17 protein-coding genes are annotated in these 25978 nt (G+C 70.7%); 9 read left to right on the forward strand and 8 right to left on the reverse strand.

The genetic code is table 11. The annotated features are described in order from the left end of the window. The 3 genes from ACEU5R_RS23550 to ACEU5R_RS23560 form a co-directional block, all read left to right on the forward strand. On the forward strand, positions 1-8825 hold an 8825-nt coding region (locus ACEU5R_RS23550; protein WP_392412024.1), incomplete at its 5' end, for a filamentous haemagglutinin family protein. 92 nt (positions 8826-8917) lie between these two features. Further along, positions 8918-9691: an SDR family oxidoreductase gene (locus ACEU5R_RS23555; RefSeq protein WP_103273017.1), complete on the forward strand. Its 774-nt coding sequence runs from the start codon at positions 8918-8920 to the stop codon at positions 9689-9691. A 147-nt stretch (positions 9692-9838) separates the two neighbouring features. After that, entirely contained in the window at positions 9839-10258 is a 420-nt protein-coding gene (locus ACEU5R_RS23560) for a GCN5 family acetyltransferase (protein ID WP_103273016.1), read from the forward strand. A 29-nt stretch (positions 10259-10287) separates the two neighbouring features. Here the strand turns inward: ACEU5R_RS23560 and phbB are convergent, their stop codons facing one another. Next, a complete protein-coding gene (gene phbB / locus ACEU5R_RS23565; protein WP_103273015.1) occupies positions 10288-11028 on the reverse strand; it encodes an acetoacetyl-CoA reductase in 741 nt (246 codons plus the stop codon). Positions 11029-11057: 29 nt separating this feature from the next. Then, positions 11058-12398 (reverse strand): CitMHS family transporter, encoded by a 1341-nt coding sequence (locus ACEU5R_RS23570; RefSeq protein ID WP_103273014.1) that lies wholly within the window; start codon positions 12396-12398, stop codon positions 11058-11060. Positions 12399-12636: 238 nt separating this feature from the next. Here ACEU5R_RS23570 and ACEU5R_RS23575 point away from each other — a divergent pair, with 238 nt between their 5' ends. The 3 genes from ACEU5R_RS23575 to ACEU5R_RS23585 all read left to right on the forward strand — a co-directional run bounded on the left by ACEU5R_RS23575 (position 12637) and on the right by ACEU5R_RS23585 (position 15860). Further along, a complete protein-coding gene (locus ACEU5R_RS23575; RefSeq protein ID WP_103273013.1) occupies positions 12637-13335 on the forward strand; it encodes a response regulator in 699 nt (232 codons plus the stop codon). Positions 13336-13402: 67 nt separating this feature from the next. Next, positions 13403-14764 carry a sensor histidine kinase gene (locus tag ACEU5R_RS23580; protein ID WP_233772849.1) on the forward strand — a complete coding sequence of 454 codons (1362 nt, stop codon included), beginning with the start codon at positions 13403-13405 and terminating at the stop codon, positions 14762-14764. Continuing rightward, entirely contained in the window at positions 14754-15860 is a 1107-nt protein-coding gene (locus tag ACEU5R_RS23585) for an ABC transporter substrate-binding protein (RefSeq protein WP_392412028.1), read from the forward strand. The genes ACEU5R_RS23580 and ACEU5R_RS23585 overlap by 11 nt, the downstream gene beginning before the upstream one ends. A 68-nt stretch (positions 15861-15928) precedes the next feature. Here ACEU5R_RS23585 and ACEU5R_RS23590 read toward each other — a convergent pair whose 3' ends face one another. The 3 genes from ACEU5R_RS23590 to ACEU5R_RS23600 form a co-directional block, all read right to left on the reverse strand. Beyond that, positions 15929-17176 (reverse strand): amidohydrolase family protein, encoded by a 1248-nt coding sequence (locus tag ACEU5R_RS23590; protein ID WP_392412030.1) that lies wholly within the window; start codon positions 17174-17176, stop codon positions 15929-15931. A gap of 72 nt (positions 17177-17248) precedes the next feature. Continuing rightward, positions 17249-17755, reverse strand: coding sequence for a GAF domain-containing protein (locus ACEU5R_RS23595; RefSeq protein ID WP_392412032.1), 507 nt, complete (start codon positions 17753-17755; stop codon positions 17249-17251). Next, entirely contained in the window at positions 17752-19110 is a 1359-nt protein-coding gene (locus ACEU5R_RS23600) for an MFS transporter (protein WP_392412034.1), read from the reverse strand. Before ACEU5R_RS23600 ends, ACEU5R_RS23595 begins: the two co-directional genes overlap by 4 nt. A gap of 132 nt (positions 19111-19242) precedes the next feature. On the opposite strand from ACEU5R_RS23600, the gene ACEU5R_RS23605 reads away from it, so the two are divergent. Further along, entirely contained in the window at positions 19243-20181 is a 939-nt protein-coding gene (locus ACEU5R_RS23605) for a LysR family transcriptional regulator (RefSeq protein WP_103273007.1), read from the forward strand. A gap of 85 nt (positions 20182-20266) precedes the next feature. Here the strand turns inward: ACEU5R_RS23605 and ACEU5R_RS23610 are convergent, their stop codons facing one another. Together ACEU5R_RS23610 and ACEU5R_RS23615 are read right to left on the reverse strand one after the other, a co-directional pair. Next, complete coding sequence (locus ACEU5R_RS23610; protein ID WP_158658361.1) at positions 20267-20686, reverse strand: SUKH-3 domain-containing protein; 420 nt, start codon at positions 20684-20686, stop codon at positions 20267-20269. Positions 20687-20732: 46 nt separating this feature from the next. Further along, on the reverse strand, positions 20733-21806 hold the full coding sequence (locus ACEU5R_RS23615) for a hypothetical protein (protein ID WP_392412036.1): 1074 nt from the start codon (positions 21804-21806) through the stop codon (positions 20733-20735). 313 nt (positions 21807-22119) lie between these two features. On the opposite strand from ACEU5R_RS23615, the gene ACEU5R_RS23620 reads away from it, so the two are divergent. Continuing rightward, a complete protein-coding gene (locus ACEU5R_RS23620; protein WP_392412037.1) occupies positions 22120-23658 on the forward strand; it encodes an amidohydrolase family protein in 1539 nt (512 codons plus the stop codon). Positions 23659-23704: 46 nt separating this feature from the next. Here ACEU5R_RS23620 and ACEU5R_RS23625 read toward each other — a convergent pair whose 3' ends face one another. Continuing rightward, positions 23705-24562 (reverse strand): arylamine N-acetyltransferase, encoded by an 858-nt coding sequence (locus ACEU5R_RS23625; RefSeq protein ID WP_392412039.1) that lies wholly within the window; start codon positions 24560-24562, stop codon positions 23705-23707. 217 nt (positions 24563-24779) lie between these two features. Between ACEU5R_RS23625 and ACEU5R_RS23630 the strand changes: the two genes are divergently transcribed. Then, a complete protein-coding gene (locus ACEU5R_RS23630; RefSeq protein ID WP_392412040.1) occupies positions 24780-25901 on the forward strand; it encodes an agmatine/peptidylarginine deiminase in 1122 nt (373 codons plus the stop codon). The last annotated feature ends 77 nt before the right edge of the window (positions 25902-25978 follow it).

Below are 25978 nucleotides of genomic sequence, written 5' to 3' on the forward strand. Positions count from 1 at the left end.
CCACGGCGGTCAACCTCAAGGGCCAGTCCTACGGCCTGCTGCAGGATGGCGGCAGCATCACGCTGGGCGGCGTGGTCAACGTCGCCAAGGGCAACGTGGCCGCGCCGGACCTGTTCATCGTGCTGCGGCCGGGCAGCCGGCTGGACGCATCCGGCGCCTCCGCCAGCCTGCTGGCCAACGGCGCGCCGGTGGCCGCCGCCAGCGCCGGCGGGCTGATCGCCATCAGCTCGGCCAACGGCCTGTACCTGGACGGACAGATGATCGCGCGTTCGGGCGGCGCCGGCGCGGCCGGCGGCCGCCTGGCGCTGGGGCTGGACACGCCGGAATACAAGAGCAGCGCGATCCAGGACCGGGTCAAGGCGCCGCGCGACTTCGTGCTGTCGGACAAGGCGACGGCGGGCTTGCCTGCCGCGCTGGACAATCCCGCCACGGCCGCCGACAAGCTGGCCTATGGCCACGCCACGCTGGGCGCCGACCAGCTGGAGCAAGGCGGCTTCGGCGCGCTGGACCTGCTGTCCAATGGCCTGCTCAGCTTCGCCGGCGACGTCACGCTGAACCTGGGCCAGAGCCTGCGCCTGTTCAGCCGGACCCTCGCCATGACGCCCGATGCCGCGCCGACGGCGCGCGTTCGGCTGGCCGCGCCCTACATCATGCTGGCCGGCGCCACCGACGGCAACAGCCGCGAGGGCTACCAGCGGCCGCTGCCGGCGCCAATCACCAGCAATCGCGTCAGTGCATCCGTGCTGCGCGCCGAAGCCGGCCTGATCGACCTGCGCGACAACGTCACGCTCGGCCCCCTGGCCATCACGCATCCGGCCTCGGGACCGACGCGCTACACCGGCCTGGGCTTCCCCATGGCCGAACTGGTCAGCCGTGGCGACATCCGCATCCTGGGCGGCCTGGGCGCGCTGAACCGGGACTCGAGCGCCGTCCTCACCACGCAGTTCGCCACGCCCGGCGACCTGACGCTGACTGCCGCCCAGATCTATCCCGAGACCGGCGCCGTCGTGCGCGTGGCGGCGGGCGTGGGCGGCAAGCGCGACGGCCAACCGGGTTTCGAGGCCGGCAGCCGCCTCGTGATCCGGCGCGCCGCCGATCAGTTGCCGGACATGCCCTACAGCGCCTTCGGCACGTTGCGGCTCGCGGCCGACATCATCGAACAGGGCGGCGTGCTGCGCGCGCCGCTCGGCCTGCTGGAGATCGGCGAGGCGAGCACCAACGGCCTCACCTCGCGCGTGACGCTGCTGCCCGGCAGCGTCACCTCCGTCAGCGGACGCGGCCTGACGATGCCCTACGGCGGCACCGTGGACGGCGTCGGCTATCAATGGCTGGGGCAGGACGTGCGCCTGACCGGCCAGGGCGGCGGGGAATACCATGGCAGCCTGTCCGTGGGCCTGCAGCTCGCCGGCCAGACTGTGCAGGTCGGCGACAACGCACTGGTGGACCTGTCCGGCGGCGGACAGCTGCTGGGCGCGGGTTTCATCTCGGGCCGCGGCGGCTCCACCGACGCGCGCTTCAATCCGCTGGTGCAGACCAATCCTCAAGGCGGCTTCACCCTGCCCGGCCTGTCCACCAATCCCGTCTACGCGCTGGTGCCGGGTGCCCAGCCCATGGCCGCGCCGACCGCGCCGGACGCGGGCCAGAGCCAGCCGCAGATCGGCCAGCAGGTCACCATCGGCGCCGGCGTTCCCGGATTGCCGGCCGGCACCTACACGCTGATGCCGTCCACCTACGCCCTGATGCCCGGCGCCTTCCGCGTCGAGATCAACGGCGCGACGCCCGGCCTGGATGCCGCCGGCGCGCTGCGGCTGCGCAATGGCTCCTGGTCCATCGCCGGCCGCCTGGGCAATGCCTCGGCCGGCATCGCCGACGCCGTGCCGCGCCAGTTGCTGATCACCTCGGGCCAGGTGCTGCGCCAGTACTCGCAGTACAACGAAATGGACTACGCCGCCTTCGTGGCGGCCGACGCGGCGCGCCGTGGACAGCCGCGCGCGCTGGCGCCGGCCGATGCCCGCACGCTGCGCCTGCTACTGGCCAAGGACGCGCCGGGCGAGTCCTTCAGCTTCGCCGGCCGGGCCGATTTCTCGGCCGCTCGCGGTGGCTACAGCGGCACGCTCGCGGTCGCTTCCATGAACAGCTGGCAGGACGCGTTGGAAATCACCGCGCCCGGCGCCGGCCGCAGCGCCGGATTCAACGGCCTCTCGCTGGACTCGGCCCAGCTCAACCGCCTGGGCGCGCCGCGCCTGATGGTGGGCGCCACGCCGGCCGTGGACTACCGGAACATCGGCAACATTGTCTATTTCGGCTACGGCACCACCCACTTCCAGAGCATCGCGCTGCGCGCGGGCGCCCAGCTGACGGGCGCCGAGGTCTTCCTGGTCGCCGGCGTGCCCTCGGGCAGCATCGTCATCGAACGCGGCGCATCCATCAACACCGTGGGACGCGGCGCGCCGGGCTTCGACTCGTCGACCGGCTTCACCTACAGGCCCGGCCCCGCCAGCGTGGTGGCGGTGTCCAACGGCTGGATCAACCTGCTGCCGCCCGATGCCGACCAGCCGCCCGTCGGCGCGGGCGCCATCCGCATCGGCGCCTGCGGTCCCGCCGCCTGCGCGGGCGAGGCGCAGCTCTATTCGGAAGGCACGATCGCCTTCGCCACCAACAAGGCCTTCGAACTGGACAACGCCGCCCGCTACGGCGCGCGCTACCTGACGCTGGCGGTCGGCAGCGTCAATGCCGGCAGCGAGCAGGCGCTGGCCGACGCGGCCGCGCGCGGCGGCCTGTCCAGCGGGCTGACGCTGAACCAGACGCTGCTCGACCGCCTGATGGCGGGCGACCGGCAGCACGGCGCGCCGGCGCTGGAAATGCTGACGCTGGCCGTCAGCGATTCCTTCAACTTCTTCAACAATGTCGTGCTGGACACGCTGGATCCGGCCACCGGCAAGTCGCGCCTGCGGACGCTGGCGCTGACCGCGCCGGCCATCTACGGCTACGGCCAGGCCGGCGATGCGGCCACAATCCGCGCCGGCAACCTGATCTGGAACGGCGCGGTCAGCGCGCCGGCCGGCGTGGTCAACAACGGCGCCGGCACCGGCCAGGGGTCGCTGAACATCGAGGCCGAACGCATCGAGTTCGGCTACGGCCCGTACACCCAGCCCGTCGGCGGCCTGGACCAGGCACGCCTGACGCTGGGTTTCGCCAACGTCAACCTGCGCGCCAGCGACCGCATCACCGCCAACCATCGCGGCAGCCTGAACGTGTACCAGACGCGCGGCGCCTACGACAGCGCCGGCGGCTGGCAATACAGCGGCGGCACGCTGAACCTGTTCACGCCGCTGCTCACGGGCGAGGCCGGCTCGGTCAACCGGATCAAGGCCGGCGACGCGATCAACCTGGCCATGCCCGCCGGCGCGCAGGCCGGCGCGATACGCGGCCTGGGCGCGGAACTTGGACTGGACGCGGGCCGGCTCAACATCGACGGCCGCATCGCCCTGCCTTCGGGCAAGGTGGCGCTGCGCGCCGACCGGGCGCTGGTCCTGACCGGCCAGGCGCAGCTGGACCTGGCGGGCCGGCCCGTGCCGTTCGAGGAACTGACCAAATACAGCTGGGGCGGCGAAGCCATCCTGGAAAGCCGCCACGGCGACATCACCCAGGCCGCCGGCAGCGTCATCGACCTGTCTGCCAGCTACAACCGCGCCGGCCGCCTGACGGCCATCGCGCTGGATCCCGGCGCGGGCCGCGTCGACCTGCAAGGCCGCATTCTGGGCAGCGCCTCGGGCGACTACGAGACCGGCGGCTCGCGCGTGCCGTATGCCCAGGGCGCCGTCGACATCCGCGCCCAGCAGCTGGATTTCACCGCGCTGAACCAGCGCCTGAACGCGGGCTCGGTCTACGGCGCGCGCAGCTTCCAGATCAAGCGCGGCGACCTGACCATCGGCGACGAGGTGCGTGCCCGCGAAGTCAATATCTCGGTCGACGCCGGCAGCCTCACGGTGGCCGGCCGCATCGACGCCAGCGGCGTCAGCGTGGGCAGCATCCGCCTGTCGGCGCGCGACGGCCTGCGCCTGGCGTCCAACGCCGTGCTGGACGCGCACGGCACCACGCTGCGCGTCGACAGCTACGGCCAGATCATCGACGCGCCCAACCGCGCCATCGTCGAACTCAAGGCCGGCCAGGGCACGCTGCGCCTGGACGGCGGCGCGCGCATCGACCTGCGCGCCGGCAGCAACGACCCGCGCCAGGACGGCAAGCCGCGCGGCACGCTGGAACTGAACGCGCCGCGCCTGAACGGCGCGCGCGGCGGCGACATCGACATCGAGGCGCGCGGCCCGCTGGACATCCGCGGCGCGCGCAGCATCGCCGTCAACGGCGTCTGGGTCGACCGCAGCGCCACCCCCGGCACCGAAACCACTGCCGGCGGCAAGCCCTACCAAATCATCGACCAGGACTACCTGGACCGCCTGCACGACGACAGCCGCGCCTTCATCACCCAGGCGCTGGCCAACGCCAGCCTGGTCGACGGCAAGCTGGCCGGCCTGCGCCCCTATGCCGACGCGCTGCACCTGCGCCCCGGCATCGAGATCCGCAGCGCCACGCCCGACGGCGACCTGGTGGTGCAGGGCGACCTGGACCTGTCCCGCTACCGCTACGCCAGCCTCAACCCGCACACCCCGCTGACCGGCGTCTACGGCTCGGGCGAAGTCGGCAACCTGGTGATCCGCGCCGGCGGCGACCTGCAGATCCACGGCAGCATCAACGACGGCTTCGCGCCGCCCCCGGACGTGAAGCAGGACGCCAAGGGCTGGCGCCTGCTGCCGGGCGTGGACTACACCGGCGGCGACATGGTCACGCCACACGCCGGCGTGGAGCTGGCCGCCGGCACGCAGATCCCCGGCGGCGTGGTGCTGAACTACGGCGTGACGCTGTCGAGCTTCACGCTGGAGCCCGGCTCCGTGCTGCCCGTGACGGCGGCGCTGGCCCAGCCGCTGACGCTGCCGGCCGGCGCCATCCTGTCGGCCGCCGTGCTCAACGCGGACGGCAGCGTGGCGCTGGCCGCCGGCACCGTGCTGGCGCAGCCTCGCACGCTGGCCGCGGGCGCGAAACTGGCCGCCGGCTGGCGCATCACGGCCATGACCTTCCTGGCCACGACCGAATGGCCCGCCGGCATCGCGCTGCCCAACCTGCCGAACGTCCCCTATGGCTCCAACCTGCTGACGCTGGCGCGCAACGTCATCCTGCCGCGCGGCGCGCTGATTCCGTCCGGCGCCAACGTCAAGCTCAATCCCGGCGTGCAATACGTGGACCTGCGTCCTGTCGTCAACGACGCGCAGGGCAAGGTCTGGGCCGTGGCGCCCATGCTGCCGGAAGGCTCGCAGTCCTGGTCGATGCGCCTGGTCGGCGGCGCCGACCTGGACGGCGCCGACACGCGCGCCACGCAATATGGCGTCAAGCGCGGCAACCTGGTGCTGGCCGACAACCACTACGGCATGTACGGCTTCGACGCGCCCGGCAACTTCCTGTGGACCCAGCAGGGCGCCGACGACATCGGCATGCCCTGGCTGGCCGGCACGGTGATCGACGAGCAGTTCATCATCGACAACTTCGGCTACCCGTCAGCCGCGTTGATGTGCAAGGACGTGCCCGACTACTGCAAGGCCAAGGAGCCCAAGGATTATCTGGCGGCTCCCGCGACCGCGCGCTTCAGCGTGCTGCGCACCGGCACCGGCGACCTGGATCTGCTGGCCGGCGGCGACCTGCGCATGCATTCGCTGTACGGCGTCTATACCGCCGGCGCCTCGTCTACCGCCACCCAGGCCGGCGACCCGTACAACCAGCCGCGCCTGAGGGGCCTGGCCGGCAAGGTGACGAACGATCCCAGCCAGGGCTTCGAGCCCTACGTCAACGGCGGCGCGCAAAGCGTCTACCGCGCCTGGTATCCGGACGGCGGCGGCAACCTGACCGTGCGCGCCGGCGCCAACCTGATCGGCGACGTGATGCTCGCATCCCCGGCGTCCTATGGCCGGCCGGTGACATCCTCCATCGGCTACAACAGCGACACGCCAGGCAACTGGCTCTGGCGCCAGGGATCCGGCTCGGCGGCCATCGGCCAGGCGCAGCCCACCGCCTGGTGGATCAACTTCGGCACTTACGTGGCCGGCGACATCAACCAGCCCACCGACGAATTGCGCGGCTTCACCGGCTTCGGCACGCTGGGCGGCGGCAACCTGAGCATGGACGTGGGCGGCGATGCCGGCCGGCAGCAACCCCGCCTGGTCAGCGACGGCCTGCGCCAGATCAATCCGCGCAGCCAGGCCCTGGTGCTGGCGGTGGGCAGCACCGGCCGCATGCAGGCCGACGGCCGTCTGGCGCTGACCGGCGGCGGCGACATCGAGCTGCGCGTGGGCGGCGCCCTGAACCCGGCCTTGCCCACGCCTTACGAGTCCAGCGGCTCGGTCACCAACCTGCGCGGCCAGACCTCGCTGCAGGCCGCGTCCTTCGGCAGGCTCGATCCGCTGTACGGCGTGAAGGCGGCGCGCGACACACGCGCCCTGGACCTGTTCCGCGCGGCCGACGTCGTGACCACGGGCGGCATCGCCCTGTACGCCGGCGACAGCGCCTTCCGGCTGCGCAGCCTGGGCGACCTGGCCATCGAGAAGGCCGACGATCCGGGCCGCGCCCCCATGCCGCTGTCCATGCCTTATGTCCAGGCAAATGGCACGCCGGGCGCGTACGGCGCCAATACCTGGTTCTCGCTGTGGACCGCGAACACCGCCATCGACCTGTTTTCGGCCGGCGGCAACCTGACGCCCATCATGCCGGTGACGCCGCTGAACGACAGCGTCGTGACCTACCCGTCGCAGTTGTCGGCCGTGGCCGCCAACGGCAGCATCTACTACAAGACCCCCGTGCTGCTGGCGCCCGGCCCCGCCGGCCGCCTGGACCTGCTGGCGGGCGATTCGATCTACGGCGGCAACGCGCCGCTCATGCGCAGCGGCGCATCGCTGGACACGCTGGCCTCGCCCTACCGCCCCGCCTTCGTCGGCATGGTGAAGAACGGCAATTTCAACTCCGCCATCTGGGGCCCCAATACGCTGTCGCAGGACGGCTCCTACGGCGAGCGCGTGCTGTTCGCCTTCGGCTCGCCGGCGGCGGCGGCGGCCGGCCCCTGGGCGGCGTCGCGCTTCTACGCGATGGACGGCGACCTGGTCGGCGTCAGCAGCGGCCGCCTGCTGCGCTTCGGCCCGCCGGAAAACCTGACCGGCAGGCAGTGGCACCTGGGCGCGGGCGCCGTGCGCATGCTGGCCGGACGCGACATCGTCGGCAGCGGCAGCCCCCTGGGACCGCTGGAGTCGAGCCCCTTCCCGTTCAGCTACAGCTACACCAACAACCTGTTCATCCACGACCAGGCGAGCGACGTCTCGCTGGTGCGCGCCGGCCGCGACATCATCGCCGGCAGCTTCACCGTGGCTGGGCCCGGCACGCTGGAAATCAGCGCCGGCCGCAACATCCAGATGCTGGACCAGGCCGCCGTGCTGAGCTTGGGGCCGGTGGTGCCGGGCGACACCCGCCCGGGCGCCGGCATCGCCATGCAGGCCGGCCTGGGCGCGCAGGGCGCCGACTACGCCGGCTTCCTGCGCCGCTACCTGGACCCGTCCCGCGTCGCCGATCCGTCGCGGCCGCTGACCGACCAGGGCCTGCCGTTCAAGACTTACGAACACGAACTGCTGCTGTGGCTGACGCAGGTCTACGGCTTCGCCGGCAACACCAGCGACGCGCGCGCCTACTTCGACGCGCTGCCGCCCGAGCAGCAGCGCGTGTTCGCGCGCCAGGTCTACTTCGCCGAGCTGCGCGCCGGCGGCCGCGAGTACAACGCCAAGTCCAGCCCGCGCCTGGGCAGCTTCCTGCGCGGCCGCCAGGCCATCGCCGCTCTGTTCCCGGCGCGCGATGCCGGCGCCGACTATGCCGGCGGCATCACCATGTATGGCGGCGCGGGAGTGCAGACGCGCGCCGGCGGCGACATCCAGGTGCTGACGCCCGGCGGCGCGCAGGTCTACGGCGTGGAAGGCGCGGTCCCGCCGGCCACGGCGGGCGTGCTGACCCAGGGCAGCGGCGACATCCAGTTCTATGCGCGCGACAGCATCCTGCTGGGCCAGAGCCGCGTCATGACGACCTTCGGCGGCAGCATCCTGGCCTGGTCGGCGCAGGGCGACATCAACGCCGGTCGCGGCTCCAAGACCACCGTGGTCTACACCCCGCCGACCCGCCGCTACGACAGCATCGGCAACGTGGCGCTGTCGCCGTCGGCGCCCGCCACCGGCGCCGGCATCGCCACGCTGGCGCCGATCGCGGAAGTGCCGGCCGGCGACGTGGACCTGTACGCGCCGCTGGGTACCATCGACGCGGGCGAGGCCGGCATCCGCGTGTCGGGCAACATCAACATCCATGCCCAGCAGGTGCTCAACGCCGCCAACATCAAGGCGCAGGGCGAGAGCGTCGGCGTGCCGGTGGCCGCCTCGGTCAACACCGGTGCGCTGTCGTCGGCCAGCGCCGCCGCCAGCTCGGCCGTCGGCGCCGCCCAGGACTCGGCGCAGCGCGCGCAGAACCAGGCGCGCCAGAACCAGCCCTCGATCATCAGCGTGCAGATCCTGGGCTTTGGCGACGAGCCGACGGCGGGCGCGGCATCCAGCCCGGGGGCCTCGGCCCCCTCGCCCGAGCGCCAGGCGACGTACCGGCGCGACGGCGCCGTGCAGGTGGTGGGCGACGGTCCGCTGGACGCCACGCAGCTGGCCAGGCTGAGCGCCGACGAGCGCAAGGCCTTGGGCCTGTAGCAAAAGGCCGGGGCGCGGCAATAAACGGATAGCCGCGCCCCGACGCCTCGCCTACCTTGACGGCCTGACCCCGCAACCACAGGAGATCGGGCATGCAAGCATCAGGACAACTGGCCGGCAAGGTCGCCATCGTCACCGGCGCCAGTTCCGGCATCGGGCTGGAAACGGCAAAACTCTATGCGCGCGAGGGCGCCAGCGTGGTGCTGGTGGCGCGCCGCGCGGCCGAGCTGGACAGGCTGGCCGCCGCCATCGAGGCCGCAGGCGGCCGGGCGCTGGCCGTGGCCGGCGACGTGCGCGACGAGGCACTGGCGCGCGACGCCGTCACGGCGGCCGTGGAACGCTTCGGCGGACTGGACATCGCCTTCAACAACGCGGGAGCCATGGGCCCGTCGCGGCCGCTGCACGAGATCGAACCGCAGGAATGGCAGGACGTGCTGCAGGCCAACCTGACCAGCGCCTACCTCGGCGCGCGCCACCAGATTCCCGCCATGCTGGCGCGCGGCGGCGGCTCGCTGATCTTCACGTCCACCTTCGTCGGCTACACGGCGGGGTTTCCCGGCATGGGCGCCTATGCGGCCAGCAAGGCCGGCCTGATCGGCCTGACCCAGGTCATCGCCTCGGAATATGGCGCGCGCGGCATCCGCGCGAACGCGCTGCTGCCCGGCGGCACCGACACGCCGATGGGGCGCGACGCCATGGCCTCGCCCGAGGCCCGCGCCTACGTCGAGAACCTGCACGCGCTCAAGCGCCTGGCCACGCCCGCCGAGATCGCGCGCTCGGCGCTGTACCTGGCGTCGGACGCGTCCAGCTTCACCACCGGCACGGCGCTGCTGGTCGATGGCGGGGTCTCGGTGCACCGGGGCTGAAGCGGTTTTTGGTTATTAAGGGTTTACCCTTGATCCGCTTGGCTTTGTGACCGTCTGAAATGGAAACCTGGGGCGCGGCGGGCGCCCCGGGCCGTCAGGCTTCCTACAATCCCCCCATAGCGCCTGCAGCGCCCGGAATCCTCTGCCATGCCCGCCTCTCTCCGCTCCGCCTTCCCCATCGCCGTCGATGCCGACCTGATCGGCGAATATCCCGCCCAGACCAAGTCCGGCGGCGGCTATTTCTACGACGCCGTGCTGGAATACCGCGTCTGGGTGCACCCGCACGACGGCGGCGAGGACCTCTACGACGGCGACGACTATTACTGCGCCTTCGCCACCTTCGAGGAAGCCAGCGCCTACTCGCGCGAGACGGCCGGAGCCGAGCAACCGCTGGTGCTGGTGCGCCAGGACGAATGCATCAACGAGCCGGAGCCCGGCCGCTACGAGCACCACACCGGCGAACGTCTGACCGAGTGGCGCGTGGAATGGCTGGAGGGCAGCAAGCGCACGCCCTCGTCCATCCCGGATTTCCTGCGGCGCCACGGCAGCCCGGTCCTGAACAGCTAGGACCGGCGGGCGCGGCAAGCGACCCTGCCTCAGCTCATGTACACGCCGCCGTTGATGGCGTAGTTCGCCCCCGTCACGAAGGCCGCCTCGTCCGAGGCCAGCCAGGCGCACAGCCCCGCCAGGTCCTGCGGCGTGCCCAGGCGGCCGACCGGCACGCTTTCCACGATGCGATCCAGCAGCGCCGGCGGAAAGGCCTTGACCGTGTCGTCGGCGATGAAGCCGGGCGACACCAGGTTGACCGTCACGCCGCGCGCCGCGACTTCCTGCGCCAGCGAGCGCGTGAAGCCGATGGCCGCGCCCTTGGCCGTGGCGTAGTTGACCTGCCCGATCTGGCCCTTCTCGGCCGCCACCGAACCGATGTTGATGATGCGGCCCCAGCCCCGGTCGGCCATGCCGTCGACCACCTGCTTGGTGGTATTGAACAGCGTGTCCAGGTTGCTGCGCAGCACCGCCGACCACTCGGCATAGCCCATCTGCCGCAACCGCATGTCCAGCATGGCGCCGGCGTTGTTGACCAGCACGTCGATCTCGCCGACCTCGCCGCGCACGCGCGCGAAGGCCGCGCGGGTCGATTCCCAGTCGGTGGCGTCGCCCTCGGACGCGGTGAAGTCATAGCCCAGCGCCTTCTGCGCCTTCAGCCAGTGATCCTTGCGGGACGATTTCGGCCCGCAGCCTGCCACCACGCGGTGGCCGGCGCGATGCAGCGCCTGGCAGATGGCGGTGCCGGTATGGCCCATGCCGCTGGTGACGTAAGCAATGCGCAAAGCCATGGAAACTCCTATTTCAAGGGCGCGCCGGCTCAGCCGACGCTGCCGACCAGGGGAAACAAGCCGAACGCCAGCGCAGCCGCCAGCATCACCAGGCAGATCATCGTGGCCCACTTGAGCGCGTAGCGCTGGTGGTCGCCGAATTCCACGCCGGCCAGGCCGACCAGCAGATAGGTGGACGGCACCAGCGGGCTCAGCAGGTGCACCGGCTGGCCGATCAGCGAGGCGCGCGCCATTTCCACGGCGCTGATGCCGTAGCCCTGCGCCGCCTCGCTCAGGATCGGCAGCACGCCAAAATAGAACGCGTCGTTGGACATGAAGAAGGTGAAGGGCAGGCTCACCAGCGCGGTGATGCCGGCCAGGTACGGACCCATGGCGTCAGGGAGCACGGCCAGCAGGCTGCGCGACATGGCCTCGACCATGCCCGTGCCCGACAGGATGCCGGTGAAGATGCCGGCGGCGAAGATAAGCGACACCACCGACAGCACGTTGCCCGCGTGCTGCGCCACGCGGCGGCGCTGCTCGGCCAGGTCCGGGTAGTTGATGATCAGCGCGATGGCGAAGGCGATCATGAACAGCACCGGCAGCGGCAGCACGCCCATGACCAGGCTGACCATCAGCGCCAGCGTCAGGCCGGCATTGACCCACAGCAGGCGCGGGCGGCGCAGGTCCTGGTCGACCTCGATCTCGGGCAGGTTCTTGGGGCCGTCCTCGTCGTAGCCCGCGTGCAGCGTGGCGCCGTCCGGCAGCGACAGCACGCCCAGGCGGCGGCGCTCCTTCAGGCCCAGCGCGAAGGCCAGCGCCAGCAGCGCCACGATGGCCACGCCCATCACCGGCACCAGCGGCACGAAGATGTCGCCCACGTCCACATGCAACGCGCTGGCGGCGCGCGCGGTCGGCCCGCCCCAGGGCGTCAGGTTCATGATGCCGCTGGCCAGCATGGCCAGACAGGTCATGGACAACGGATTCATCTTCAGGCGACGGTACAGCGGCAGCATCGACGCCACCACGATCATGTAGGTGGTCGAGCCGTCGCCGTCCAGCGAGATCACCAGCGCCAGCACGGTGGTGCCCACCACGATCTTCAGCGGATCGCCCTTCACCGCGCGCAGGATGCGGCCGACGATGGGATCGAACAGGCCGGCGTCAATCATCACGCCGAAGTACAGGATGGCGAACATCAGCATCACGCCCGTGGGCGCGATCTTGCGGATGCCGTCCAGCATCATCTTGTCGATGCCGGCGCCGAAGCCCCCCATCAACGCGAACAGGATGGGCACCAGGATCAGCGCCACCAGGGGCGACAGTCGCTTGGTCATGATCAGCGTCATGAACGTGATCACCATGCCGAAGCCAAGCAGGGTCAGAAGCATGGGGTATCTCCACGGATCGTTGTTATTCGTAGCCGCCCCGGCAAGGGGAGACGGACAGGACCGCAAGGCTAGGAATTAAAGCTGTCTGGAACCTGTCGTTTTTGCGAGGCACGCCCGGCGGAGGGAGCGGCCCGCCCCTGCGCCGGGCCGCCCCAAGGAAGGGCGCCCCGCTCGGGGGGGCAGCAAGCGCCCTTGGAGCGCGCAGCGTGGGGGCATCCACTATGCGAAAATTGGCCGCATGCGCATCCTGGTGATCGAAGACGACGAAGACCTGGCCGACGCCATCGTGCGCCGGCTGCGCCGGCTCGGCCATGCGGTCGACTGGCAGAACGACGGCCTGAGCGCCGACGGCGTGCTGCAATACGAAAGCTTCGACCTGGTGATCCTGGATATCGGCCTGCCGCGCATGTCGGGCTTCGACATCCTGCATCGCCTGCGCGACCGGGGCAGCAAGATCCCGGTGCTGGCGCTGACCGCCCGCATCGACATCGAGGACCGCGTCCACGCGCTCGACACCGGCGCCGACGACTACCTGGCCAAGCCCTTCGACTTCCGCGAACTGGAGGCGCGCTGCCGCGCCCTGTTGCGCCGGCCCAGCGCGCAGGCCGCCGGCGTGCAGCGTTTCGGCGATCTGGTCATCGACAGCGCCGCGCGCCTGCTCACGCTGGCCGGCCAGCGCATCGAGCTGCCCAAGCGCGAATACAGCCTGCTGGAGATCCTGCTGGCCGGCATGAACCGCGCCGTCAGCAAGGACGAGATCGCCAACAAGCTGTTCGCCTTCGACGACGACGCGGCGCCCAACGCCATCGAGGTCTACATCGCCCGGCTGCGGCGCAAGCTCGAAGGCTCGCCGCTGCGCATCGAGACCCGGCGCGGCACCGGCTACATCCTGACGTGCAGCGATGACGGCAAGCCCGACGCGCCAGCCGGCGGCTAAGGCTGCCGGCGCGCCGCGGCCCGATGCCGGCGCCGGCCGCATCTCGATCCGCCGCCGGCTGCTGGCCATGCTGCTGGCGCTATTCGTCGCCGGCGTGGGCGGGCTCTACCTGATGGTGCGCGGCTATGCGCAGCAGACCGCCGACACCGCCTACGACCAGCTGCTGCGCGCCTCGGCGCTGTCCATCGCCGACAGCCTGCAGCTGGTCGACGACGAATGGCGCATGGACATGCCCTATGCCGCGCTGGCCCTGCTGGAGCAGGCGCCGCGCGACCGCGTGTTCTACCAGGTGCGGGCCGGCGACGGCGCGCTGGTGTCCGGCTATCCCGACCTGCCCGCCCCGCCCGTGGATGGCGCGTCCGACGACGCGGCCTCATCGCGGCTGTTCGAGGCGCGCTACCAGGGCCAGCCGGTGCGCTTCGCCTGGATGGAGCGCAAGATCGCCGGTCCCGCCGGCACGCGCAGCGCACGCGTCCTGGTCGGCCAGACGAGCGAGGCGCGCGATGCGCTGGCCGCGCGGGTGCTGTGGCGCGGCACGCTGGCGCTGCTGGGCTTCACCGCCGCCGCGCTGGCGCTGGCCTGGTGGGGCCTGCGCCGTTCGCTGGCGCCGATCCGCCGCATCGAGCGCGAGCTGGCCGCGCGCGGCGCGTCCGACCTGCAACCCATCAAGGCGCCCGTGCCGGAAGAGCTGGACACGCTGGTGCATACGCTGGACGGCTTCATGGCGCGGCTGGCGGAAAACCTGGACACGCTGCGACTGTTCATCGCCGAGGCCGCGCATCAGCTGCGCACGCCGCTGGCCGCGCTGCACGCGCAGATGGAAGTGGCGCTGGACGAGGAAGACCCCGCCGAACAGCGCCGCAGCCTGCTGGCCGTGCTGCGCAACGCCGAGAAACTGTCGCGGCTGGTCAACCAGCTGCTCAGCGACGCCAGCGTGATCCACCGCAGCAATGTGCGGCAGTTCCAGCCGCTGGACCTGGCCGAGCTGCTGGACCAGGCCGTGTACGACTCGGTGCCGCAGGCCGAGCCCGCGCCCGACGTGCGCCTGGCCCTGCCCATCGACGGCGCGCCCGCGCCGGCCCTGGGCGACAGCCTGATGCTGCGCGAGGCCTTCAAGAACCTGATCGACAACGCGCTGCGCCACGGCGCCGCGCCCGGCGGCCATATCGACGTGCGGCTGGAACGCGACGGCGCGCGCTGGCGCGTCACCGTGTCCGACCAAGGACCGGGCATCCCGCCGGCCCTGGCCCATGCCGCCTTCGAGCGCTTCGTGCGCGGCCCCAATCCGCGCTCGGCCGGCGCCGGCCTGGGCCTGTCCATCGTGCGCCGCGCGGTCGACAGCCACCACGGCGAGCTGCGACTGAGCAACCGCGTGGGCGGCGGGCTGGACGCCGTCATCCTGCTGCCGGCGCTGCCCCATGAAAGCTGACACCCTCCTGCGCCGGCTGGCGCGCGCGCTGATCCTGCCGCTGCTGCTGCCGCTGGCCCTGACCCTGGCCCCGCCGGCGCGGGCCCAGGCCGAACCGCCCAACACGCTCGCGCTGGGCCCGGACGGATCCGCCAACGTGCTGGTGGTGCATGCATCCAACAGCCTGCCCGTGTTCCGTGGCGTGCTGGAGGACTTCCACCGCATCCATCCGGCCCTGCGCCTGGAATACACCGAACTGCCCACCCAGGCGCTGTACGACGAAATCATCGCGCGGCGTCGCGACGCCGCAAGCGAAAAATCCGGCCCGGACCTGGTCATCAGCAGCGCCATGGACCTGCAGACCAAGCTGGCCAACGACGGCTACGCGCTGCCCCATGACTCGCCCGAGACCCGCGCCCTGCCCGCCTGGGCCAACTGGCGCGACGAAGTCTTCAGCACCGGCACCGATCCCATCGTCATGGTCTACGACACGCGCAGGCTGGACGCGGCGCGCGCGCCGCGCACCCGCCGCGCGCTGCTGTCGCTGCTGCAGGCGCCCGACCGGCCGCTGGCCGGCGCCGTGTCGACCTATGACGTCGGCGCCAGCGCCATCGGCTACCTGGCCGCCACCCAGGACACGCGCCTGGACAGCATGGCGCCGGCGCTGCTGGCGGCGCTGGGCCAGAACGACGCGGCGCTGTATGCCTCGTCGGACGACGCGCTGGACATGCTGGAACGCGGCGACGCCACGCTGGCCTACAACGTGCTGGAGTCCTATACCCGCCACCGCATCGAACGCGGCGCGCCGCTGGCCGTCATCTACCCGCGCGACTACACGCTGATGCTGTCGCGCGCCGCGCTGATCCCGCGCCAGGCGCCGCGCCCGGACCTGGGCGCGATGTTCCTCGACTACCTGCTGTCGCCGCGCGGCCAGCACATGATCGCGCAGGCTTCCGGCATGCGCCCGGTGGGCGATTCGGTGGTACCGGCCGCCGGCGTGCGGCCGCTGGGCCTGGGCGTGGGCCTGCTGGTGTACCAGGACGCGCTCAAGAAGCGCCATTTCCTGGACCTGTGGCGGGCGGCGGTCAGGCCCGCCGACGCGGGCGGCAAGCCCTAGCGTGCTGTCCCTCGGAAACGCCCGCGCCGAAGGAACGGCACACCAGGCCGCCCGCCCCCGCCGTCCGCTCAGGCGGCCAGCTCGTCGAACTGCACCTTGCCGTTCTGCATCACCAGCGGGATGTGCTCGCCCTGCCCCAGCAGGCAGGACACGTCGCGCAGCGGATTGCCGTCCACCACCAGCATGTCGGCGCAGGCGCCCGGCGCGATGACGCCCAGCTTGCCCTCCATGCCCAGCACCCGCGCGCCCACCTGCGTGGCGCTGGCGATCACCGCCGGCGCGCCCAGCACCTCGGCGCGCAGACGGAATTCCTCGCTTTGCAGGCGGTGCGACGGGCCCAGCAGGTCGGTGCCGAAGCCCATCGGCACGCCCGCGTCGCGATAGATCTCCAGCGAATGCAGGCCGGCGTTGCGCACCTGCGCCACCTTGGCCACGCTGTCGGCCGGCAGGCCCAGGTCCGCGCCTTCGTTGGCCAGGGCCTCGTAGGTGATCAGCGTGGGCACCACATAGGCGCCCTGCCCGGCCATCAGCCGCGCCGCCTCGGCGTCGACCAGGTTGCCGTGTTCGATGGTGCGCACGCCGCAGCGCACCGCGCGCGAGATCGCCTCGGCGGTGTAGGCGTGGGCCAGCACATAGGTCTGGCGGGCGCGCGCCTCGGCGACGATGGCGCGGATCTCGTCCTCGGAATAGCCCCAGGCGCCGACCGGATCGGTAGGCGAGGCCACGCCGCCGGACGCCATGATCTTGATCTGGTCCGCGCCCATCTGCAATTCCTGGCGCACCGCGCGGCGCACCTCGTCCACGCCGTCGGCCACGCGCGCCAGCGCGCCCACCCGCACGCAGCAGGGACACGGCGAATCGCCCGGCATGAAATCGCTGCGCGGACGGCCGTCGCCGTGGCCGCCGGTCTGGCTCAGCGCCCGGCCCGACACGAACAGGCGCGGCCCCTGCACCAGCCCCTGCTCCACCGCCACCTTGAAGGCATGGCCGGCGCCGCCGGCGTCGCGCACGGTGGTGTAGCCCCGGCGCAGCATGTCGCGCAGGATCGGCGCCGAGCGGAACGTCACCAGCACATTGGGCATGGCCATCTGCTGCGGCAGGTTCAGCTGCACCGCGATCACATGCACGTGCAGATCGATCAGGCCCGGCATCAGCGTCTTGCCCTTCAGGTCGATGACGCGCGCCGACGCGGCCGACAGCGGTCGGTCCGAGACTTCCTTGACCAGGCCGTTCTCGACCAGCACGTCGTGGTCCTCCAGCAGCTCGGGCCGGGCCGGATCCAGCAGCGCGGCGTTCTTGAACAATGTGCTTTCCATGATGCTCCCGATATTGGCAAGTGAAGGGCCGGGCGTATCAGCCCGGCCTATGGACATATGAAGGCGCCGCGCTCAGGCGCAGCACAGCGCCGGCAGCACCAGCTGCGCATAGGGCCGGCAGGCGATGGCGTCGTCCGGACCGTACCAGCACTCGGCGTGCAGCAGGTTGAGCGATCCCCAGGTGCGGCCGCGCCAGCGGATCGGCACGTTCAGCACGCTCTGGCAGTCCAGCGAGGCGATCAATTCGTGATCGGCGAAGACGCTGCGCAGGTCGTCCGGCGTGTAGCCGATGTAGCACTCGCCGCGCGCCAGCACCGTGTCGGTCCACGGCCCTGGCATCACGGTCTTGCTGCCGCCCGCGGGGTAGGCGTCGGGCAGGTTCGAATACAGCCGCGTGGCCACGCCGCTGTCCGGGTCGTAGGACAGGATGGTGAACAGCCGGTGGCCGATCTCGCCGGCCAGCGCGTGGTCCACGGCGGCGAACACGGCCTGCGGCTGGGACGGCGCCTCATGGGCGCGGGCCACGGCATTCAAGGCCGGCACCGCCACGGCGGGACGGAAGGGACGCGCGCCGCTCATTTCGCCTCTCCCGCCGCGATGGCTTCCAGCGAGCGGCCGCGCGTGGGCACGCCCATCACCAGCACCACCAGCGCGCCCAGCACCAGCGTCACCGTGGTGGTGCCGAACACGCCCAGGAAGCCAAACTTGGGATACAGATAGCCCACCAGCACGGGCGAGGCGATGGCGCCCAGCCGGCCGATGGCCGAGGCCAGCCCCGCGCCGGTGGTGCGCACCGCCGTCGGAAAGACCTCGGCGGTGTAGGCATAGACGCCGGCGTAGGTGCCGTTCATGAAGAAGGACATGATGATGCCGGCCAGCATGATCTGGCCGTCCGTCTTGGCCAGCGCCAGCCCCAGCGCGCCCGCGCCGCCCAGCAGCATGTAGCTGGCGATGGTGGCCTGGCGGCCGATCTTCTCGTTGAACCAGGCCGCGCTGAAATAGCCCGGCACCTGCGCGCAGTAGATCGCCAGCGAATAGCCGAAGCTCTTGGTCATGCTCATGCCGCTCTCGACCAGCAGGCCCGGGATCCACACGAAGAACGAGTAGTAGCTGAAGGTGATCGACAGCCACATGATCCAGGTCATCAGCGTGATGCGCGTCTGCCGGCCCTGCAGCAGCAGCGCGAAATTGGACCCGAGGCTGGCCGCGCCGCGCGGCGGCGCCTCGGGCTCGGGCCGGGGCTCGGCTAGCGTGGCGCCGCGCCGTCGGAAATCGGCTTCGATGCGGTCCAGCACGGCCTCGGCCTCGGCGGTCCGGCCACGGCTCTCCAGCCAGCGCGGCGATTCGGGCAGCGCGCGGCGCCACCACAGCAGCATCACCACCGGCAGCGCCGTGATCACCAGCACGATGCGCCAGCCGCTGGCATGCGCCGGCACGATGAAATAGCCCAGCAGCGCGGCGGCCACGAAGCCGAACGAGAAGAAGCCCGCCAGCGCGCCGGTGAAGCTGCCGCGAAAGCGCCGCGCCACGAACTCCGCCAGATAGGGCGCGATGATGGCGCTTTCCGCGCCCGTGCCCATGCCGGCGATAACCCGCGCCGCGAAGAACGGCGGCCAGCTGTCGACCCAGGCGCTGACCAGCGAGGCCACGCAGTACAGCGCCAGCGCCCACATCATCACCGCGCGCCGGCCGATCAGGTCGCCCAGCGTGCCGGCCAGCAGCGCGCCAAAGAAGAATCCGATGAAGGTGCTGCTGCCCAGCAGCCCGATCTGCACGCTGGTCAGGCCCCACTCCACCCGCAGCACGGGCAGGATGAACGCCAGCACGGCGGCGTCCATGGCATCGAACATATAGCCCAGGCCGCCCATCAGCAGCAGGTGTTTGTGAAAACGCGCGAACGGCAGGCGCTCGATGCGCGCCGAGATCATGGACATGCGGTATTCCCCTTGCAATCGACGGCTTCAGCCGTACTGTTCTTGACCAGGAACCGCATGATAGGCATGCGCAAATCTATCTATCCAATTTATAGTTATGATGCCCCACATCACCAATGTGAATGATCTGCCATGAGCTTCCGCACGCTGGACCTGAACCTGCTGAAGGTCTTCGAGGCCCTGATGACCGAAGGCAGCGTGACGCGCGCGGCCAATGCGCTGTGCATGACCCAGCCCGCCGTCAGCAATGCGCTGGCGCGGCTGCGCGACAGCCTGGACGACCCGTTGTTCGTGCGCGCCGGCAACGGCGTCATTCCCACCCAGCGCGCCGCCGTGCTGTGGAGCGAGCTGGGCGAGGCGCTGGACCGCATGCGCGGCGCGCTCGACGCCGAAGCCTTCGACCCGGCCCGCGCCACGATGGAATTCAGCCTGTCGATGTCCGACTACATCGCGGGCATCGTGCTGCCGCCGCTGTTCGGGCGGCTGGAGCAGTCTGCGCCGCAGGCGCGCGTGCGCGCCGTGCCCAACACGCTGCTGGAAATCCCGGAACAGCTGGAAGAGAACCGCGCCGACTGCGTGCTCAGCGCCTACGTCAACGAAGCCCAGTACCCGGGCCATATCCGCTCGCGCTCGCTCTGGCTGGTGGAGTACGCCTGCTTCATGCGCCACGATCACCCGCTGGCCGGCATGAAGCGCCTGAGCACGCGCGCCTTTCTGTCGGCGCGCCACGTGGACGTGAGCCTGGGCGGCCAGACGCTGCCGTCCTACGACATGTACCTGTCGGCGCGCGGCCTGTCGCGCGACGTGGCCGCGCTGGTCAACCACTACAACGTGGCCTATGAAATGCTGCGCCACACCGACCTGATCGCCGTGCTGCCGCTGCACCTGGGCGCGCTGACGCCGCATGCGCCCTACCTGCGCGCCGTGCCGCTGCCCATGCACGCGCCGCCGCGCACCATCACGCTGTTCTGGCACCAGCGCAACGACACCGTGCCGGCCCAGCGCTGGCTGCGGCGCACGCTGGTGGACCTGTTCGCGACGGGCGAGAACATGGCGCAGGACGCGGGCTGAGGCCGTCGGCGCGGGCGCGCCCGGCGGCGGGGGCCGAGCCTGCCGATTCAGACGCGGCAGCGGTCCGGCCCCGCGCCGTGCCGCGTCAGTCGTCCTCGTCTATCGCCGGACCGTAGCCGATGCCCAGCAGCAGCCGTTCCAGCGCCTCGCCCAGCGACGCGCCCAGCCTATAGAGCTTGCCGTCCGGCACCGTATAGACATAAGCCGCGCCGGCGGCATCCAGCAGCACGATCATGTGGTTGTGATGCGCGTCGGCCACCGCCCGCAGCGGCCCGGTGCGGCCGCGCCAGGGCAGGCCTTCCAGCGATTCGTCCTCGTCCGGCTCGCAGGGCCGTTCATAGAACGCCACGTCGCTGGCGGCGGTTTCCCGTCCCGCGCCGGTCTTGCCCAGCGACAGGCCGGCCAGCGACGCCAGCAGGCGCTCGCCCGCCGGATCCCGCGCGCCGTCGTCGGGCGGCGCCTGCCAGCCGGCCTCGCGCAGCAGGGCGACGATGGAATCGGGCACGCCGCTCATCCGCGCGCCCCCGTTGTCCTGGCCGTCATGCGCCCGCTCATTGCAGGTACGACGCCACTTCCTCCGGCGTCAGGTAGCGCTTGAAGGCGACGTGCGGATTCTGCGCGTCATGGCAGGCGCCCAGGAAACCGGCCCAGCTGCGGCTGCACGCGTCGCCCTTGTCCAGGCCGATCAGCACGCGCTTGCCGTGCTTCTGCGCATTGGCGCGCAAGGGCGCCTCGCCCCAGGACCAGGCCAGCTCGTTGACCAGCTCACCGCCCGCGTAGGCCGGCGCCTGCAGCCACAGGAAATCCGCCGTGTCGCTGTCGTTGTCTTCCGACGGCGGCGCGCGGTCCACGATGGCCTGGCGCACGCCCAGCGCCTGGCCGTGTTCGCGTATCAGGTTCTGCAGCAGCGTGAAGGCATGGAACCCGTTGTTCACCGCGTGCGCCCGCGCCACGAAGCCCGTGCCCGACGCCGGCAGCACCACCACCAGCTCGTCCTCGTAGCTCATGTTCGCGGCCAGCCACAGGTAGTGCAGCTGCTCGAACGGCAGGCTGCCGTTACGGTTCAGGCGGTAGATCCGCGCCTGCAAGGCGTCGTCCGCCAGGAAGGCCCGGTGGTTGCGCTCGTCGCGCAGCACCATCGCCATCATGGGCAGCACCAGCAGTTCCACGGCCTGCTGCAAGGTCTCGACCTCCCAGCGGCGCTCCTGCGGCACGGCCTTCATGCGCGCCTGCGCGTCGGCCCAGGCCTGCACTTCCTCGGGCTCGGCCTCGTCGTCGTCCTCGTCGACCTCCTCGGCGCAGTACGGCTCCAGCTCCTGCAGCCAGACGTCCAGCAAGGCATGGCAGGCGGGAAACAGGATGGCCGGGTCGGCGCCGTCCTCGACCAGCGCGCCGCCCATCAGCGCCAGCAGCGACGCGCGGTTGGGATGCACCTCGGGCAGCAGCGCGGCGCAGGCGGACAGCACCGCTTCCGTCTGCCCGGGTTCCTGCGCCTGGGCGTACAGGCGGCCGATCTCGGGCCGGTCGAAGAACACGTCGGGCGTGTCGCGCTCGGCGGCCGAGGCGGGCGGGCTGCGCAGGAAGGCGAGCAGGTCGGGCGGAAGTTCGAAAGCGGATTGAGTCATGGTGGCGGAGTCACGGGACGGGAGCGGCGGCGCGCGTGGCGCCGGGCAAGGACAGGAACGGGCAGGCAAGCCTGGCTCGCCTGCGATCTTACCGGACGCCGCCCGTTGGGCGCGTCGGGCAGCGCCCGCTGGACGCGCCCCGCATGACCTGGCGCAAGCCGGCGCTGGCCATTCCCGCGCGGACGGCGTCATGCCCTGCGGGAATGTCGACAAGACGTCGACCATCGGGATTTTCCCTGCCCCTAACGTCCGCCCGCATGCGGGTCGCCATGCCCGCGCTAGACTGCCATTCCCCATCCCGAGGAGCACTCGCATGAACCTGCCTGCCCGTGTCGTGGATCTGCATACCCATCTGTTCAATGCCCGGTATCTGCCGCTGGAAAGCGTGATCGCCAGCGCAATGAAGAAAGACGAAAGCAAGCTCGCGGACTACGTCGCGCAACTGCTGTACGCACTGGCCGGTTCCTCGTATGCGGACGCCCAGGATCTGCGCGCGGACCATCCGCTGCCGTTCACGCCCGAGGACGCGGACGAGCACTATCTGGAGCAGATCTGGGACGTCGTCCGCGCCGGCCTGATGGAGCGGGTGCCGGCCGACATGATCGCCGGGCGCAGCCCGGCGGACCTGCTTGACCAGTCGTGGGACGACGCGCCTGCCGAACCGGGACTGTCGGAGGAACTCGTGGGGATCATTGATCAGCTGGCGAGCATCGATTACGCCGCCGAGGGCTGGATCGACCCGGACCCGTTGCCGCTGCACGAACCCGTGACCTCATTCAAGGAACTGGGCGCCGCGCCACGGATCGTCGACGTGCTTGGTTGGGCCCGGCGCGTGATTCGCAAGGCGCTGCGCGCGGCCACGGACCTGATGGACAAGTTCGCCTGGGGCAGCCACGTAGAGAACTACCTGGAGTTTTTCCTGACCATGCTGAAGTCGGAGAAGGCCGTGCTCAAGCAGCTGCTGTCCAGCTACGACAAGCTCGGCGCGGGCAACATCCAGGTGCTGCACATGATGATGGACATGCAGCTGGCCTATCCGGTGCCCAAGCCGCCGCGCTATCCCTTCCCCGAACAGCTGCGGAAGATGGAGCAGCTCAAGCAGGACAACCCGCAATCGATGTTCGGCTTTTCCGCCTTCGATCCCCGGCGCGACAATTGGCGGCAACTGGCCGACACCGCGATCGCGCACGGCTTCCTGGGCTTCAAGTTCTATCCGGCGCTGGGCTACCTGCCCATCGGCAACGCCGACCCCGTGCTGGAGAGCCGGGTGGCGGCGTTCTTCGACTACTGCATCGCCGGCGACATTCCGATGTTCGTGCATTGCACGCCCATCGGCTTCCAGACGAAGGAAAAGAAAGGCCTGAACGCCCACCCCAAGCACTGGCGCGCGCTGCTCGAACACGAACGCTGGCGCGATCTGCGGCTCTGCCTGGGCCATGCCGGAGGCGGCCGGGCCAGCAACCTGGGCGTCTCCTCGGCCGGCTGGATGGCCGACAACGACGCCGAATGGCGCGACGCCGACAACTTCGCCCGCATCGTCGCCGACCTGTGCGCGACCTACCCGAACGTGTATTGCGAGCTGGGCTACATCACCGAACTGCTGGACGACCCGACCGCACGCGAGCTGCTGGTCGCCAACATCGAGCGCGCGCGCGCCGAGGCCCAGCAGAACGGCCGCCCCCACGACTTCCTGGACAAGGTCGCCTACGGCTCGGACTGGCACATGCCCAGCATGGTCGACAACACGGCGCGCTACCTGGACGTGTTCGTCGACATCATGAACCGGCCCGCCTATGCCGCGCATCGCGACCTGTTCTTCCACGACACGGCGATGGCGTACCTGAAGCGCTGAACCGGAGCGGGCCCGGGCGCGTCAGGGACTGACGGCATGTCGGGCGCTAGCCCGCCGTCAGCTCCCCGGCAGCCGCCTGCCTGCCGCTTGCGGCGGCCCGCTCGAACAGGTCCGCCGCCTCGTCCGGCGGCAGGTCCAATCCGAAACGCTCGCGCAGGCAATCCGCCCAGGCCTGCGCATCGTCGTAGCGCCGCGTCTCGGGCGGCGCGCCCGTGTTGCCGCGCAGCGTCAACACATCGTTCACCAGCAGCTCGCGCAGGCCGGGCGCGGTGCGGCTGATGATCAGGTCGGACAGGAACACCGATTGCGGATGGCTGGACGTGTACCAGTTGCCGATCTCGAAGTCGACGGCCGGCGCCGGCCGCAAGCCGTACTGATAGACCGTGCTCCAGCCCTTGGCGGTCTGGAATTCCAGGCTGAACTCGTCAGGGCCGGCCGGCGCGATGCGGAACACGCCGTGCGGCGTTTCCTGCGGCACGTTCAGCAGGAACTCCAGCGGCGCGGTCTGCGTGGTGGACCCGAAGGCCACGTCGGCGAACCAGCTGCGCCCGTCCAGATCCACGCGCAGCAGCATGTGCGTGAGCCCCGTGCGCACGTCCGCCGGCACCTGCCAGCGCACGCGCGCGATCAGCGGCGTGACGCGAAAGCCCAGTTGCTCCAGCACAGCCTGGAACAGCCGGTTGTGCTCGAAGCAATAGCCGCCGCGACCGCGCGCCAGCATCTTGTCGGCGATGCGCGCCAGATCCAGGCTGACGCCCAGGCCGCTGTAGGCATCGATGTTCTCGAACGGGATGGCCTGCGGATGCAGCAGATGCAGCTGGCGCAGTACTTCCAGCGTGGGTTCGGCGGGGCCGTGATAGCCGATGCGCGTGAAATAGCGTGCGAGCGGAAAGGAGTCGAACATGGCGGTAACGGGCTGGCGCAGAAGTCGGAACGCCGGCGTGCAGGGACAGTAGTGAAGGCGTCAATCTACCACACATTCAATTAATTACTTGAATGATATTTCAGACCAACCTTCCTCCGAGCCGTCCGCCGGCGCGGATACCTTGTCATGCGAAGATGACGCGTCCGTACTCCCACAACCGCTGCTTATCGATCCGTACCGGACCCAGGAGCCCAGCGTGACAACCCGCCGCCGATTCCTCCAGCAATCCGCCCTGCTCATCGGGACGCAGGCCGCCGCCGCGCTCGGCGCGGGCCTGCACACCCCCGCCGCCCGCGCCGCCGTCAAGGGCTGGCACATGGCCGAAGAGAACGCGCCACAGGCGCGCGCCTTCATCGCCTTCGGCGCCCAGCCAGCCATCTGGGAGGACTACACGCCCGACGTGCAGGCCGCGCTGGGCCGCATCGCCCGCGCCATCGCCGCCTTCCAGCCCGTCACCGTGTACTGCCGGCCCGAAGAACGCCGCCTGGCCGAACACCATTGCGGCGCGGCCCGCGTCCGCTTCGAGGAAGCGCCGCTGGACGATATCTGGATACGCGACATCGGCCCGGTCTTCCTGGCCGACGGTCAGGGCAGCGTGGCCGGCGTGGACTTCAACTTCAACGGCTGGGGCGACAAGCAGCGCCACGGCGCCGATTCCCGCCTGGCCAAGACCATGTGCGACGGCCTGGACATCGACCACCTGCGCAGCGATCTGGTCGGCGAAGGCGGCGGCATCGAGACCGACGGCCTGGGCACGGCCATCATGACCGAGAGCAGCTGGCTCAACGACAACCGCAATCCGCGCTGGACCAAGGCCGAGATCGAGCAGGCGCTGGCGCACGATCTGGGGTTCCGCAAGATCATCTGGCTGCCCGGCATCAAGGGCCGGGACATCACCGACGCCCACGTCGACTTCTATGCCCGCTTTGCCCGCCCCGGCGTGGTCGTCGCCAACCTGGACATGGATCCGGATTCCTACGACTACGAACTGACGCGCAAGCACCTGGACATCCTCATGCGCAGCACCGACGCCGACGGCAAGCCGCTGGACATCCACACCCTGCCGCCGCCGCAGAACCCGCGCCGCAGCCGCTTCCTGCGCGACAACCCCGATTTCGCCGCCGGCTACATCAACTACTTCGTCATCAACGGCGCTGTCATCGCGCCCGAGTTCGGCGACGCCAAGGCCGACGCCCATGCGCGCGAACTGCTGGAACGGCTGTATCCGGGGCGCAAGGTGGTGCAGCTTAACATCGACGCCATCGCGTCGGGCGGCGGCGGGATCCATTGCGTGACGAATCAGATGCCGGCGGCGTAGATGCGCGAGCCGCGCTGGCCAACGGAACATGCGGCACGACGGCGGGCACGGCCGGGCTGAGCGTCCGGCCCCGCTGG

It is taken from the genome of Achromobacter sp. 413638 (genome assembly GCF_043119405.1).
GTDB lineage: Bacteria > Pseudomonadota > Gammaproteobacteria > Burkholderiales > Burkholderiaceae_B > Achromobacter.

What these genes read in the sequence shown, in the direction of transcription:
- ACEU5R_RS23555 (WP_103273017.1), top strand. Translation starts at nt 8,918, where the DNA reads ATGCAAGCATCAGGACAACTGGCCGGCAAGGTCGCCATCGTCACCGGC.
- ACEU5R_RS23560 (WP_103273016.1), top strand. Translation starts at nt 9,839, where the DNA reads ATGCCCGCCTCTCTCCGCTCCGCCTTCCCCATCGCCGTCGATGCCGAC.
- phbB (WP_103273015.1), bottom strand. Translation starts at nt 11,028, where the DNA reads ATGGCTTTGCGCATTGCTTACGTCACCAGCGGCATGGGCCATACCGGC.
- ACEU5R_RS23570 (WP_103273014.1), bottom strand. Translation starts at nt 12,398, where the DNA reads ATGCTTCTGACCCTGCTTGGCTTCGGCATGGTGATCACGTTCATGACG.
- ACEU5R_RS23575 (WP_103273013.1), top strand. Translation starts at nt 12,637, where the DNA reads ATGCGCATCCTGGTGATCGAAGACGACGAAGACCTGGCCGACGCCATC.
- ACEU5R_RS23580 (WP_233772849.1), top strand. Translation starts at nt 13,403, where the DNA reads ATGCTGCTGGCGCTATTCGTCGCCGGCGTGGGCGGGCTCTACCTGATG.
- ACEU5R_RS23585 (WP_392412028.1), top strand. Translation starts at nt 14,754, where the DNA reads ATGAAAGCTGACACCCTCCTGCGCCGGCTGGCGCGCGCGCTGATCCTG.
- ACEU5R_RS23590 (WP_392412030.1), bottom strand. Translation starts at nt 17,176, where the DNA reads ATGGAAAGCACATTGTTCAAGAACGCCGCGCTGCTGGATCCGGCCCGG.
- ACEU5R_RS23595 (WP_392412032.1), bottom strand. Translation starts at nt 17,755, where the DNA reads ATGAGCGGCGCGCGTCCCTTCCGTCCCGCCGTGGCGGTGCCGGCCTTG.
- ACEU5R_RS23600 (WP_392412034.1), bottom strand. Translation starts at nt 19,110, where the DNA reads ATGTCCATGATCTCGGCGCGCATCGAGCGCCTGCCGTTCGCGCGTTTT.
- ACEU5R_RS23605 (WP_103273007.1), top strand. Translation starts at nt 19,243, where the DNA reads ATGAGCTTCCGCACGCTGGACCTGAACCTGCTGAAGGTCTTCGAGGCC.
- ACEU5R_RS23615 (WP_392412036.1), bottom strand. Translation starts at nt 21,806, where the DNA reads ATGACTCAATCCGCTTTCGAACTTCCGCCCGACCTGCTCGCCTTCCTG.
- ACEU5R_RS23620 (WP_392412037.1), top strand. Translation starts at nt 22,120, where the DNA reads ATGAACCTGCCTGCCCGTGTCGTGGATCTGCATACCCATCTGTTCAAT.
- ACEU5R_RS23625 (WP_392412039.1), bottom strand. Translation starts at nt 24,562, where the DNA reads ATGTTCGACTCCTTTCCGCTCGCACGCTATTTCACGCGCATCGGCTAT.